This is a genomic window from Pseudarthrobacter ribosi (genome assembly GCF_055412865.1).
Genome location: NZ_JBVAYZ010000008.1, coordinates 113,154 through 126,342 on the forward strand (window position 1 = coordinate 113,154; position 13,189 = coordinate 126,342).

The following is a 13,189-nucleotide window of genomic DNA, read 5'->3' on the forward strand; positions in this document are numbered from 1 at the left end:
TTCGGCGGTCCACTCGGGCGGCGTAGCCCGGCACCAAGGGCAACGCGGCCCGATATTGATAGGAGCCAACATGACAGAGACCCTGGCGGGCATCCGAGCCCACCTCGACGAGGCCCTCGTGGAGGACCACGAAAACGGCGTTTTCCGCGCCAACCGCAGCATCTTCACCGACGCAGACCTTTTCGAACTCGAGATGAAGCACATCTTCGAAGGCAACTGGGTGTACCTGGCGCACGACAGCCAGATCCCGAACGTGGGCGACTACTTCACCACCTACATTGGCCGCCAGCCCATCATCATCTCCCGCGACAAGCAGGGCGGGCTTAATGCCCTGATCAATGCCTGCAGCCACCGCGGCGCGATGCTGTGCCGCCGCAAGACCGACAACCGCACCACGTTCACCTGCCCGTTCCACGGCTGGACTTTCAACAACACCGGCAAACTCCTGAAGGTCAAGGACCCCCGCGACGCCGGCTACCCGGAACAGTTCAACAAGGACGGTTCCCACGACCTCACGAAGGTGGCCAGGTTCGAGAGCTACCGCGGATTCCTGTTCGGCAGCATCAACCCGGACGTGAAGCCGCTGGCGGAACACCTCGGCGAATCCACCAAGATCATCGACATGATCGTGGACCAGTCCCCGGACGGCCTCGAAGTCCTGCGCGGCGCGTCCACCTACACCTACGACGGCAACTGGAAGCTGCAGGCCGAGAACGGCGCAGACGGCTACCACGTCTCCGCGACACACTGGAACTACGCGGCCACTACCGCACGCCGGACCACCGGGGAGTCGGCCAACGAAACCAGGAACATGGACGCCGGGGGCTGGGCCAAACAGAAGGGCGGCTACTACTCCTTCGACCACGGCCACCTGCTGCTCTGGACCGAGTGGCTGGACCCCAGCAACCGCCCGCTCTTCGACCGCCGGGACGAACTCGTCGAGAAGTACGGCGCGGAAAAGGCCGACTGGATGATCAACATCTCCCGCAACCTGTGCCTCTACCCGAACGTCTACTTGATGGACCAGTTCGGTTCGCAGATCCGGCACTTCCGCCCCATCTCGGTCGACAAGACCGAGGTGACCATCTACTGCATCGCGCCGAGAGGCGAGAGCGACGAGGCCCGGTCCAACCGCATCCGCCAATACGAGGACTTCTTCAATGCCTCCGGCATGGCCACTCCCGATGACCTGGAGGAGTTCCGCTCCTGCCAGAAAACGTACATGGCCACCGCCGCTCCGTGGAACGACCTCAGCCGCGGGGTGATGCACCAGATTGCCGGACCCGATGCCAACGCCGACGCCATCGGCCTCAAGCCCATTTCCAGCGGTACCAAGACCGAAGACGAAGGGCTCTACCCCATTCAGCACGGCTACTGGGTGGAGACGATGCGCAAAGCGGCAGCCGCCGAAGCAGCAGCCGCAACCAGCGCACAGAACTAGGTCCGCAAGGAGCCCGAGGAGAATCCCCATGACACAAATCATCGAATCCGACCCGCAGGACGCAACGCCCTTCGCACCGGCGGGCCCGGCCACCCTGGAAGACATCCGCGCTTTCCTCTACCGCGAGGCGCGTTTCCTGGACGACCGCGACTTTGACCGCTGGCTGGACTGCTATCACCCGGAAGCCGAGTTCTGGATGCCGGCGTGGGCGGACGACGACCAGCTCACCGGCGATCCCCAACGCGAAATTTCACTGATCTACTACGCCAACCGGGGAGGCCTGGAGGACCGCGTCTTCCGCATCAAAACCGACCGCTCCAGCGCGACCAGCCTGCCGGAACCGCGCACGGGACACAACATCACGAACGTCGAAATCGTCGAGGCCCGTGGCAGCGAGGTTGATGTCCGTTTCAACTGGTTCACGCTGTACTACCGCTACCAGAACATCGACCCCTACTTCGGAACGTCGTTCTACACGATCAACTACGCCGGCACGCAGCCCGTCATCACCAGGAAAAAGGTCGTCCTCAAGAACGACTACATCCACCACATCGTGGATATCTACCACATCTAACTTCCGAAAGACTGGAGTCGAACCCATGACCTATCAGATTGCCCTCAGCTTCGAGGACGGCGTCACCCGCTTCGTCACGGCCAAGCCCAACGAAACCGTCGCCGACGCGGCGTATAAATCCCGGATCAATATCCCCTTCGACTGCCGCGACGGCGCCTGCGGCACCTGCAAAGCATTCTGCGAGTCGGGAAAGTACGACGGCGGCGACTACATCGACGAGGCCCTCACCGAGGACGAAGCCGAGAAGGGCTTCTGCCTCCCTTGCCAAATGGTTCCGGAAACCGACCTGGTCCTGCAGATCGCCGGCACCTCGGAAATGGCCAAGGCCGGCGCCACGACGTTCGAGGCCACCGTCAGCGACGTGACCTGGTTCGCGGACAACACCGCCGCCCTCACCCTTGCCGTGGCAAACCGCGCCGACCTGAAGTACCTGCCGGGCCAGTACATGAATTTCGCGGTCCCCGGCACCGAAGCCACACGATCCTATTCATTCAGCAGCGGCCCCGCCGCACAGGAGCTGCGCTTCCTGATCCGCACGGCACCTGACGGCGCCATGACCACGTACCTGTTGGACCGTGCCGCCGTCGGCGACGTCATCCCGCTGACCGGCCCCATGGGCAGCTTCTTCCTGCGCGACATCAAGCGGCCGGTGCTGATGCTGGCCGGCGGCACCGGGATCGCGCCCCTGCTGTCGATGCTCGAGAGTATCGCCACCAACGTGGACGAAGCCCCCGCCCATCCGGTGCATCTGGTCTACGGCGTCACGTTCGACAAGGACCTGGTGGAGCTGGAGAAGCTGGAGCATTACGCCGCCGAAATCGAGAACTTCAGCTTCGCCACCTGCGTGGCGGATCCGGCCAGCGCTGCGGAGAACAAGGGGTACGTGACGCAGTACATCACGGCCGCGCAACTGAACGACGGCGACGTTGACGTTTACCTCTGCGGACCACCCGCCATGGTGGACGCCGTGCGCAAGTATTGGGACGTCCAGGGCATCACCCCCACGAACTTCTACTACGAGCGCTTCGCCGTCGGCAGCACCGCGGCAGCAGCGCCGGTTCTCTCCGGGGTTGTCGCTTGAGAACGAACGGTGCCCGGGCCATCAGCCCGGGCCGGTTCGCCGGCAGGGTGGTGGTGGTGACCGGAGCGGCGCAGGGAATCGGGTTCGCCGTTGCCTCCCGCGTCGCGGCAGAAGGCGCCGACGCCATCCTGGTGGACCGGGCCGAGCTTGTCCGTGAAGCGGCCGGGGAACTCGCTGCCGGTGGAGCGTCCGCGTTCGCCATCACGGCCGATCTGGAAGATTACGACGGCGCCAGCTCCGCCATCGAGGCGGCCGTGGCCCGGCACGGTCGGATCGACGTCCTCATCAATAACGTGGGAGGCACCATCTGGGCCAAGCCCTTCGAACACTACGAGCCCGAGCAGATCAGCCAGGAAATACAGCGGTCGCTGTTTCCGACGCTCTGGACCTGCCGGGCGGTTCTCCCCCACATGATCAGCCAGCAGGACGGCGTCATCGTCAACGTCGCCTCCGTCGCCACGCGTGGCGTCAACCGCGTTCCCTACGCCGCGGCCAAGGGCGGGGTGAAAGCCATCACGGCGGCCCTGGCCCTCGAGGCGGCTCCGCATGGCATCCGCGTGGTCGCCACAGCTCCGGGAGGGACGGAAGCGCCGCCCCGCCGCGTCATGCGCGGTCCCCAGACCGAAGGCGCCAACGAACAGGCCTGGTACCAGCAGATTGTTGACCAGACCATCGGTTCGTCGCTGATGAAGCGGTACGGGACCCTCGACGAGCAGGCCGGTCCCATCGCGTTCCTTGCCTCGGACGAGGCGTCCTACATCACCGGCAGCGTCCTCGCCGTTGCCGGCGGCGACCTGGGCTGAGTTTCCACCACCCCGGCGGGAACTCAGCCCGAAATAGCACCCAGATTGACCCCCACCCTGCCGCAACGAAGCGGCCCAGGCCCCTGGAGCCAACAAAATGATCGCACTCGCCGCATCCACGGATGCCACCCGCAAGAGAACCGTCCGCTGGGTGATGGCCATCGCCGCTGCAGCCCTGCTCTTTGACGGTTACGACCTCGTGGTCTACGGAACCGTCGTTTCCTCGCTGCTGCGCGACCCCAGCCAGATTGGGGCCCTCGATGCCGCCCAGGCCGGCATCCTGGGTAGCTACGCCCTGCTGGGCGTGATGGTGGGCGCCCTCACCGCCGGCGCCGTTGGGGATTTCCTTGGCCGGCGGAAGCTGATGCTCATCAACATCGTCTGGTTTTCGCTGGGCATGGCTTTCACCGCCATGGCTACCAGCATCCCGGCCTTTGGGCTCCTCCGGTTCCTGACCGGGATCGGCGTCGGCGCCCTCGTCGCCACGGCCGGAGCCGTGGTGGCCGAATTCGCCCCCGCCGGCAAACGCAATTTCTACAACGCGCTGGTGTACTCCGGGGTGCCCGCCGGAGGCCTGCTGGCCTCGCTGCTGGCCATCGTGCTGGACGGGGTGACGGACTGGCGCGGCCTGTTCATGATCGGCGCCCTCCCCCTGGTGGTCCTGTTCCCGCTGGCGTACCTCAAACTGCCCGAATCACCCAGGTGGCTCCTGGCACGCGGCCGCACAGCAGAGGCCCACGCGCTGTCAGTGAAGACCGGTATCCCGCTCGAAGACGGCGACGCCGCCGCCGGCACGGGCTCCGGGGTTTTCGCGCTGCCGCCGGCGGCAGTCAACAAGGCCGGCCGACCGCTGACCGGTTTCTTCGCCCTCGCCACCGGCAACTACCGCACACCAACGATTCTGCTCGGACTGATGAGTTTCTGCGGCCTGCTGCTGACCTACGGGCTGAACACCTGGCTGCCCGAAATTATGGGCCAGCACGGCTATGGCAAGACCTACTCGCTCACGTTCCTCCTGGCACTCAACGCCGGAGCCGTGGCAGGCGGTCTCGTCGCCTCACGGTCGGCGGACTGGTTTGGTCCCCGCGCCGTGGTGGCAACAACGTTCGTTATCGCGGCGGTTTCCCTGGTCCTGCTGACCGTCGACTTCCCGCTCCCGGTGCTGCTGGTCGCCGTGGCTTTTGCCGGCGTGGGAAGCCTGGGCACCCAGGTCCTGATCTACGGGTTCGTTTCGAACTACTACCCGACCCCGGCACGCGCCGCCGGCGTCGCTTGGTGCGCAGGGTTCGGCCGCCTGGGCGGCATCCTCGGACCCCTTGTCGGTGGTTTCCTGATTAGCGCCCAGGCGCCGAGCAACGTGGCTTTCGTGGTCTTCGCAGCCGTCGCGCTGGGCGGGGGACTCGTCACCTTCTTCGTCCGCCGGCACCGCGTCGCGGCCGGACCTGTCCAGCCAGGCAGCGAGGAAGTGCTTGCACCGGCGTCCCGGGCAGGGTGACCGCAGGCGGGGCCGGCGGGAACTGCGACCCACTCACACTCCCGGCGCTCTCCCCCGTAAGGTTGGACTCGATGTTTGACAACGAAGCCGGACACGTGACCGGACGCACGGCGGCGACTCGACAGCTGGCGGAGCTGCTCCGGTCCGCCCGCTCGGGAACGCCCGCCGTCGGCGTCGTCCGCGGCGGCCAAGGGATGGGCAAAACCGCCCTGGTGGAGTCCTTCCTGCGGCTGGAGAACACCGCCATAAACCCGCCGTTGATTCTCCGGGCGGCCGGTGCCGCCTGGGAGCGGACCACAGACTTCGGGGTCGTCCAGCAGTTACTCTCCGGGGCGGCAGGGGCAATCGATCCCCCGGAGCCCGAACCTTCGGCGGAAGCTACGGCGGAAGTTCGGGCTCCGGGGGAACCAGTGCCGGCAACCGACCCTGGCGCCGCCGACGGTCCGGCGTATTACGCGAAGCTGCTGCTTTCCGCTGTTGACCGCTTCACCACGGAGGACCATGATGCGCTGGTCCTGTGGATCGATGACCTCCACTGGGCAGACGTACCCTCGCTGAAGGCCCTTCTTTACGCGCTGCGCCGCGCGGGCCCAAAGGCTGTGTTGACCATCGTTGCCGCGGACATGACCGTCAGCGGGCTGGACCCAGGCGTCGAGGGGCTTCTTGGTTTTCCGGGCGCCCGGACCATAAGGCTGGGCCCGCTCACGCCGGGTGAGGTGCAGTTGATGGCACGCCGAACGCCCGGATCCGCGGACACGGAACTGCCGCTGCCGGCCGCCCGGATCCTGGTGGAGCACACTGGCGGCCGTCCGGGACTGATCCAGCCGCTGCTGGAGCAATATCCGGCAGCGGTCTGGTCCACGGGTCAGCGGGTTCTTCCGGTGCCCTCGGAGCTTAGGGCATTTGTCCAGACTGCGCTGGCACGGCTGCCGCCGGCCGCAGCCGCGCTCACCGAGGCGGCAGCAGTGCTGGGGGTCCGTTCCCCGCTGTCGCTCGCCACGGAACTGTCCGGTGTCCCGGACGCTGTGGCTGCTGTGGACGCCGCCGTCGCTGCAGGTCTCCTGGGACTTTCGACGGCGGGGGCGGACACTCTTCTCCAGTTCCCGCTTCCGGCGGTGCGGGCCGCCATTTATCAAAACCTCGGGCCCGGCCGGCAGGCGGCGGCCCACGCCGCAGCCGCTCGCCTGTCGGCAACCGGGGCCGAACAATTGGCGCACCGGGCTGCTGCTGCACTGCTGCCGGACGCCCCGCTTGCCCGCGAACTCGAAGGAGCGGCGACAGCCTACGCCGCGGAAGGCGCCTGGGGTTCCGCTGCTGATGCCTATGCCGACGCCGCACGGCTAAATCCGGACTGTCTGGAACGTGAGTCGCTCCTGATCATGGCAGTCGACGCCATGGTCGGGGCCGGGCAGCTCCCCCGCGCGGTGACGGCCGTGGAGACCCTCGCACCGAGCCCGCGCAGCGACGCGGTGCGCGGGTACCTTGCTGTCCTCCGCGGCCGCCCCATGCAGGCCGACGCACTGCTCCGCAAGGCCTGGACGTCGGTCGACCCAGCCACCGACCCCGGGACGGCCGGGCAGATTTGCCAGCGGCAGGTGCTCCACGCCCTGGCCCGCTTCAACGCCAGGGACCTCGTGACGTGGGCTGTCCGGGCCAGGCTCACGGCTCCACCGAAGAGCCCGCCAGCCTTCGAGGCGCAGGCCATCGAAGGACTCGGACTCGGCGCCATGGGCCGGTACGCTGAAGCAGAAGCGAGTTACGAGTCAGCGGATCAGCCGTCCGAGAACAGCGCCCAATACCGGCGCATCCATATGGGCAGGGGGTGGCTGCACCTGGCCATGGACCGGCTCGACGAAGCCCGGACCGAACTGGCCGGCGCTGTTCCCACAGAGTTCGGCCGCGGTTCCCACCGCATTTCCCTGTGGACCCAGGCCTGGCTTGCCAGGACAGATTTTGCGTTGGGCGCGTGGGACGGCGCCCTGAGAACGGTCGAGAACGCCGTGGCCCTGCAGGAAGAGTCCGGAATAGCGCTGCTCAGTCCCCTGCTGCATTGGAGCGGCGCACAAATTCATGCGCTCCGCGGCAACTGGGACGCCGCCGCCGACCATCTGGAGCGGGCCGCCGCCGCCGCTGACAGCTACCCGATCATGGTCCTGCCGCACTGCCTCGCCCAGGCGCAGGTCGCGGAAGTGAGGGCAGACTATGAAGGCGTCATTCGTGCACTCCGCCCGGTCCTGAGAATGGACCGCAGCAGCGGCATTGACGAACCCGGCTTCTGGCCATGGCAGGACCATTACGCCAACGCTTTGGTCATGGTGGGACAACTGGAAGAAGCAGACGCGTTCCTGCGCCCGCACGAGCGGCTGGCCGGGCAGCGGCAGCATCAGTCAACCATGGCGCGGCTGGCTTCCGTTCGGGGCCGAATCCAGGCGGCCGTGGGAGATTTCGACGCCGCCCGTGTCACCTTCCTGGACGCTCTCGCCCGGCTGGAGAATCTGCCGATGCCATATGCGCGGGCCCGGATTATGTTCATATACGGCCAGTCCTTCCGCCGGGCTGGGAAACGGCGCGAGGCGGCCGGGATGTTGATCCAGGCACGCGATTTGTTCTTGGTGCTGGGCGCGGCGGCCTATACCGACCGGTGCGAGCGTGAACTGCGTGCCAGCGGGGTCAGCACCGAGGAGAACCGGCGCCAGCCGGCATCCGCTCCAGCGGCGGCTGACACCGCAACTCGCTTCGACGAGCTGACGGACCAGGAACAGGCAGTTGCGTCGCTGGTCGCTTCGGGCCTGACCAACAAGAACGCCGCAGCCGAACTCTACGTGTCCGTCAAGACCGTGCAATATCACCTCACCCGGATCTACCGGAAGCTCCACATCTGCTCACGTTCAGAGCTGGCCGCTGCCTATCTCGAACGGGTTCCTAGCTCCGGGCAAGGCAAAAAGTGACCCGCCTGGTCCGCAGCGGCGCAGCATTCCTGCACCGCGCTACGCCGCCGCCGACTTAGAGGATGCACGACTTCCGGCCGGTAGCCCGCTTCTCGGAGATTCGCGGAGTGACCGCGGACGACGGTCGGCCTGAGCTCATTCTCGTCGAGGCGTCCCGATCCTCAACCGGACGACCGTGAGAAGCCGACATGGCGCTCGACCCGTCTTCCGCCAGCCGGCGGTCTGGCCCTTTTGCACCCTCCATCCGGCACTAGTTGACTGGCTGGGGCCTTCCGGGCAGGCTGCGAGGACATCCGGCAAGGAGAACCACGATGACTTACCGACGTTCGTTGGCCGCTATCACGGTGCTGCTCGGGTTTGCCCTTTCCGGGTGCCATTTTTGTTGCCGGGCCGCTTACGGTCAGGTCTCCGCCGGCTTCAAGTCGATGGGCTTCTGGTACACGGACTTTTCGACGACGATCACTGTGGAGTCAATCGAGGTGACCGATTCGGAAGCGAGCGTCCATTTCAAGGAATTGACCGAGGAACACCAGGCCTCGGCGGCGAATGGGCCAAGCAACGTCCCGTCCGGCTACTCGCTGCCCCAGACGGCAACGTTCCGGGCGTCCGCGGACGGCTGGCAGCTCGACAGCATCACGCCTTTGGTACATGGGGGCGGCTTGCCGATGTCCATCGTCGAGCAACCACGACGATGACTTCCATCAAGGTATCAACGGGTTCCAATCCTCAAGCATTTTCAGTTGCCCATGTCCCTTCAGGATGAGCTGCACAGACTCTACTCCCGCGGACGAAAACCGGACCGGGTTCAGTTGGTGGCCGTGATTCGCACGCCGTCGACGGGTCTGGGCCCGCTGGTGGTGGAGACTTCCCCGACCGCGCGGAGGAATCGCGCTCAGCGTCTCGTCTCGTACCTGGTCAGGACTACGCCGTCGGGAAACGTCCGCGTCTCCACCAGGTTCAGGTTCACCCAGCTGTCGAGCGAGGTGAAGAACGGAGTGCCGCCGCCCACCAGGACCGGATGGGTGGCTAGCTGGTATTCGTCGATCAGCCCGGCCCGCATGGCCGCCCCGGCGAGCGTTGCGCCGCCGACGCTCATCGGGCCGCCGTCCCCGGCCTTGAGCCGGGTGATCTCGGCGATCGCGTCGCCGGTGACCAGGCGGGTGTTCCAGTCGAGCTTGTCGATCGTCGAGGAGAACACCACCTTCGGCGTGTCCCGCCAGTTCCGCGCGAACTCGATCTCCGCCGGGGTGGCGTTGGGCTGCTGGTCGCCGGTCGGCCAGTAGGAGCTCATGGTCTCCCAGAGTTTGCGGCCGTACAGCGTCAGGCTGCTAGCCCGCTCATGGTCGAGCCACCATTGGAACAGTTCGTCGCTCGGCCCGCCCCAGCCGATGTCGTCGCCGGCCGCGGCGATGTAGCCGTCCAGGGTCAGATTCATGCCGTAGATCAGTTTCCGCACGGCGCCAGCCTTCCGTCTTGTCGTGGTCGAGGGCGTCATTGAACTCTGTCGTCCCGCATATGATCGGCAGCATCCTGTCCCTCATGGAGCCACCGTAACTGCCCATGATCTGGATGTCATAGCCTTCGGTCGGCGTTTCAACTGAGCTGCCCGGTGAAGGATCCTGGGTTTTTGCATCGGAACGGCCGGTGGTCACGGATCAGGCCGTCTCAGTGGTCCTGAATGGGGTTTACATACTCAGAAGTGCAGAATCAGTGGTGGACGCGGTGACATGTACGTTCAGAAGCAAGACGGATCGGTGGATCAGTTCCTCAACGCTCAGCACGAAGAATTGCTTCAGAAGCTGCTCCTGTCCGCAAGGGATGGTTCTCTCTCAAGGGAACCTTCACCTACGAAGTCATGACGGCGCCGGGAGTCACCCGCTTCGTAGGTCTGGACGAACTCGGTGCAGCTGTCGGCTACGGACCTCAGCACTCCCGTAAGGATTGGCAGGAGCGCCAGATGGTTGCAGACCGCCTCTTCAGGGAGGGACGCAAGGATGATTGGGTTCACTACTCCAGCTCCTATGACCGACCGCCTGGTTACCTCGCGTGGAAGCGGATGACCCGAACGGAGTGAAAAATGATCAACCCCACTCCAACGCTGACGAATACAACATCTGGCCAGCGGGGCGCCTCTGTGGCAAGCCGATACAAGGCTGGGACCATGATGAAGATGGCGAGGCCGATACCGATCCAGGCTGAGAGCTTGATTCGCCTTCGCTTTTCCGGTGTTTTGGCTGCGGGTTCACTGCTGGTGTGATTGTTGGCCGGCCTGCTGTAATGCTCGGGTTCCATGCGTCTGCCCCCTCAGGATTGGTGTCCCGAGACTACCCGAGGAACCCGTCCACTTTAGGAGCGGCTGCTGGTCCGCATTGGACCCGTAAAGAGTTCCCCGTAGGGGATCCCTGCCACAACGTAAGTGTTGCCCAGACCACTTCGGACATTCCTTTCAGACGCCTTCGGAAACTGACAGCCGGATTCGCAGCCGTGCCACCAGCGTCGCGGCGAGCAACGCCGTCGTAAGTTCCAACCCGATGACCGCCAGCGACATGGCCGCGGGGTGGCCTCCCGGTCCTGTCACGGCCGCGGCCGACGGTGCGTGGTTGTGGCCGCCGGCACCGGCTCCCAGGAACAGGAATGCGTGCAGGAGGGCCATGGCCACGGCACTGGCCATGACCCGTTGGAGGGCGTCGACGCGGAGGTGCCGCCAAATGTGCACGGTGCAAGGCAGACATACGGCAACCATGGCAACCATCAACGCATTCAGCCAGAGCGAGTGCCGGTTCTCCGCCACCAGCCACAAGTGGAAGAGGCAGGAGCCGGCCGTCACGGCGCCGCACATCCTGGCGTGGAGCGTGGGGCCGGCCGACCGGCCCCACGCCCGAATCCGCGCCATGCCTTAGCTGCTACGCATGGCAGTGGCCGCCGGCCGCCTGGGCGGAGGCGGGGACGTCCAGCACGGGACTGCGGTCAAAAAAGCCGTCCGGCCGCAGCTTGAAGCCCACGGTGTCCACCGGCATGATGGGCCAGTCCTCGGTCCGGGGAAAATGGGTCAGCCCGAAAGTATGCCAGACCACGATGTCCTGGCCGTCGATGTCCCGGTCCTGCGCGATATAGGCCGGCAGCCCCGCTCCCCCGGCATGCTGGTTCACGAAATCGCCGGTGGGGTAACGCTCGGCGTCGGCAAAGCGGGTCACCCAGAGGTCCTTGGTGGCAAATGCCGCCCGGCGGGCAATGGAGGATTCGGGATCCGCCAGCAGGGTGGGCTGTCCCTGGGCATGGAGTTTGTAGCCCACGGCTTCGCCCAGCCGGTTCCGCGATTCGGGGTTCGAGATGACCCAGGTCCGCCCGCTGCGGGCGTCGGCCTCGCGGACGCCGTCCGATTCGCGGCTGAGCACGGTCCGTTTCCGGGAGAAGGCGTTGCCGCGTTCGTTTCCCTCGCCCATCGCCTGCCGGACCACGTCCTCTTCTTCAACGCGGTTGGTGAAGCCGTCGATGGCCATGTCCAGCCGGGCGCTGAAGAGGTGCTGGTGGAACGGGGCGCCCAGTCCCGGCGCCAGCTGGGAGATGTTGTCCGAGCCGGCTTCGGGGTAGGCGCTGGTGAACACGACGCCGGTGGCCTTGGCCTCGAACTCGATGGTGCCGTCGAGGTAGAGGTACCAGTAGAACCCGTAGTCGTAGTTACCGATGGTGGTGAAGAACGAGATCACCAGGCGGCGGTTGCGCCGGGTGTAGGTGATGCCGGACCAGAGGTCGCTGTGCTTGGCCAGGATGCCCCAGTCCTCCTCGTGCATGCATATGCCGTTGCGGATCTCGCGGGGATTGCCGAAGGCATCACTGATTACGGGGCTGAGGTAGGTGATCTCCCCCAGGCAGTCACATCCGAGCTCCAGGGAGTTGGCGTACTGGCCCACGAGGTACTCGCCGGTGTCGAAGTAGTTCTGCCAGGAGCGGATCGGCGACGGGTCACCATAGGGCACCACCATCTCGGCGATGGACGCCCGGTTGATGATCGGTCGCAGCCGGTCGCCGTCCTGGAAGGCGATGTTGTGCAGGACGACGCCTTCCCGGACGTCGAAGCCGACGTCGACGCTCCACTTTTCCCATTCCACATGGTTCCCGTCGGTCACGGTGAAGCTGGGCCCTTCGGGCTGCGTGATGGAGATGGGCTTCTGCGTGGTCCGCAGCGGCCCGGTCAGCTCCGGATCGGTGTAGTTGCCGTGTTCGGCGGGAACCGGCACAGCGCCGGTGTCCAGCACCTGCGTCACCGTCTTGCTGACCACGTCGACGTAGGCCACGAGCCCATCGACGGGGTGCGCCCAGGCGCTGTCCTCCGGGAACTCCTGCACGAACGCCAGCCCGCGGAGGATGCGGCGGCCCCTCTCCTCGGGGTACTCGAAGACACCGGCAGACAGCGGGGCGACCCTGACCTTGCCGGCGTCCAGGCCGCGCGCGGCCAGCGCCTTGAGCCACCGCTCGTCCGAAGCCAGCAGTTCCTCGACCACCTCGAACTCTTCCTCCAGGACCGGTAACTCGCCGACGACGGCGGTGTCCAGTTCGACGGCGGAAACCACCTTCTGAGCCGTCACGGAGACGGTGACGTCCGCCGGACGGCCGCCGTCGACGTCGTGAATGAACACCCGGAAGCGGCGGTCTTCACGGTCCCTGGCGGCGCCGCGGGCCGGCTCCAGCAGGCCCAGGTAGGCAATGCGCTTCTCCGGTCCCAGCAGGCCGGCGGCCAGCAGAACGCTCCGGACCTCGGCGATTTCGGCGCCCGTCGCCAGGCGGTACGGCGCATCGGTGTCAGTAATTGAGGGCATCATGGCGGCCTTCTGTCCGGGACCTTTGCG

Annotated in this window: 12 protein-coding genes; 8 read left to right on the forward strand and 4 right to left on the reverse strand. The window is 65.9% G+C overall.

From position 1 onward, the window contains the following. The first annotated feature begins 70 nt into the window (after positions 1 to 70). From benA to ACZYZ5_RS10855, 7 genes are all read left to right on the forward strand, one after another. On the forward strand, positions 71 to 1,441 hold the full coding sequence (gene benA, locus ACZYZ5_RS10825) for a benzoate 1,2-dioxygenase large subunit (RefSeq protein ID WP_463901707.1): 1,371 nt from the start codon (positions 71 to 73) through the stop codon (positions 1,439 to 1,441). A gap of 28 nt (positions 1,442 to 1,469) precedes the next feature. Beyond that, positions 1,470 to 2,015 carry a benzoate 1,2-dioxygenase small subunit gene (gene benB, locus ACZYZ5_RS10830; protein WP_463901709.1) on the forward strand — a complete coding sequence of 182 codons (546 nt, stop codon included), beginning with the start codon at positions 1,470 to 1,472 and terminating at the stop codon, positions 2,013 to 2,015. 25 nt (positions 2,016 to 2,040) lie between these two features. Beyond that, a complete protein-coding gene (gene benC / locus ACZYZ5_RS10835; RefSeq protein ID WP_463901711.1) occupies positions 2,041 to 3,096 on the forward strand; it encodes a benzoate 1,2-dioxygenase electron transfer component BenC in 1,056 nt (351 codons plus the stop codon). Next, positions 3,093 to 3,899 carry a 1,6-dihydroxycyclohexa-2,4-diene-1-carboxylate dehydrogenase gene (locus ACZYZ5_RS10840; RefSeq protein WP_463901712.1) on the forward strand — a complete coding sequence of 269 codons (807 nt, stop codon included), beginning with the start codon at positions 3,093 to 3,095 and terminating at the stop codon, positions 3,897 to 3,899. Before benC ends, ACZYZ5_RS10840 begins: the two co-directional genes overlap by 4 nt. A gap of 97 nt (positions 3,900 to 3,996) precedes the next feature. Then, on the forward strand, positions 3,997 to 5,394 hold the full coding sequence (locus ACZYZ5_RS10845) for an MFS transporter (RefSeq protein ID WP_463901714.1): 1,398 nt from the start codon (positions 3,997 to 3,999) through the stop codon (positions 5,392 to 5,394). A 71-nt stretch (positions 5,395 to 5,465) separates the two neighbouring features. Then, a complete protein-coding gene (locus ACZYZ5_RS10850) occupies positions 5,466 to 8,342 on the forward strand; it encodes a helix-turn-helix transcriptional regulator (protein WP_463901716.1) in 2,877 nt (958 codons plus the stop codon). A 311-nt stretch (positions 8,343 to 8,653) separates the two neighbouring features. Continuing rightward, entirely contained in the window at positions 8,654 to 9,037 is a 384-nt protein-coding gene (locus ACZYZ5_RS10855) for a hypothetical protein (RefSeq protein WP_463901718.1), read from the forward strand. A gap of 197 nt (positions 9,038 to 9,234) precedes the next feature. Here the strand turns inward: ACZYZ5_RS10855 and ACZYZ5_RS10860 are convergent, their stop codons facing one another. From ACZYZ5_RS10860 to ACZYZ5_RS10870, 3 genes are all read right to left on the reverse strand, one after another. Next, positions 9,235 to 9,798, reverse strand: a complete 564-nt coding sequence (locus tag ACZYZ5_RS10860; protein WP_463901720.1) for a dihydrofolate reductase family protein — start codon at positions 9,796 to 9,798, stop codon at positions 9,235 to 9,237. Positions 9,799 to 10,379: 581 nt separating this feature from the next. After that, positions 10,380 to 10,634, reverse strand: a complete 255-nt coding sequence (locus ACZYZ5_RS10865; protein ID WP_463901721.1) for a hypothetical protein — start codon at positions 10,632 to 10,634, stop codon at positions 10,380 to 10,382. A gap of 154 nt (positions 10,635 to 10,788) precedes the next feature. Next, positions 10,789 to 11,058, reverse strand: coding sequence for a hypothetical protein (locus tag ACZYZ5_RS10870; protein WP_463901723.1), 270 nt, complete (start codon positions 11,056 to 11,058; stop codon positions 10,789 to 10,791). 25 nt (positions 11,059 to 11,083) lie between these two features. Here ACZYZ5_RS10870 and ACZYZ5_RS10875 point away from each other — a divergent pair, with 25 nt between their 5' ends. After that, complete coding sequence (locus tag ACZYZ5_RS10875) at positions 11,084 to 11,242, forward strand: hypothetical protein (protein WP_463901725.1); 159 nt, start codon at positions 11,084 to 11,086, stop codon at positions 11,240 to 11,242. A 3-nt stretch (positions 11,243 to 11,245) separates the two neighbouring features. Here ACZYZ5_RS10875 and ACZYZ5_RS10880 read toward each other — a convergent pair whose 3' ends face one another. After that, a complete protein-coding gene (locus ACZYZ5_RS10880; RefSeq protein WP_463901727.1) occupies positions 11,246 to 13,162 on the reverse strand; it encodes a primary-amine oxidase in 1,917 nt (638 codons plus the stop codon). Positions 13,163 to 13,189: the final 27 nt, after the last annotated feature.

Coding starts and splice junctions, on each gene's coding strand:
- benA (WP_463901707.1), top strand. CDS start 71: ATGACAGAGACCCTGGCGGGCATCCGAGCCCACCTCGACGAGGCCCTC.
- benB (WP_463901709.1), top strand. CDS start 1,470: ATGACACAAATCATCGAATCCGACCCGCAGGACGCAACGCCCTTCGCA.
- benC (WP_463901711.1), top strand. CDS start 2,041: ATGACCTATCAGATTGCCCTCAGCTTCGAGGACGGCGTCACCCGCTTC.
- ACZYZ5_RS10845 (WP_463901714.1), top strand. CDS start 3,997: ATGATCGCACTCGCCGCATCCACGGATGCCACCCGCAAGAGAACCGTC.
- ACZYZ5_RS10850 (WP_463901716.1), top strand. CDS start 5,466: ATGTTTGACAACGAAGCCGGACACGTGACCGGACGCACGGCGGCGACT.
- ACZYZ5_RS10855 (WP_463901718.1), top strand. CDS start 8,654: ATGACTTACCGACGTTCGTTGGCCGCTATCACGGTGCTGCTCGGGTTT.
- ACZYZ5_RS10865 (WP_463901721.1), bottom strand. CDS start 10,634: ATGGAACCCGAGCATTACAGCAGGCCGGCCAACAATCACACCAGCAGT.
- ACZYZ5_RS10875 (WP_463901725.1), top strand. CDS start 11,084: ATGGCAACCATCAACGCATTCAGCCAGAGCGAGTGCCGGTTCTCCGCC.
- ACZYZ5_RS10880 (WP_463901727.1), bottom strand. CDS start 13,162: ATGATGCCCTCAATTACTGACACCGATGCGCCGTACCGCCTGGCGACG.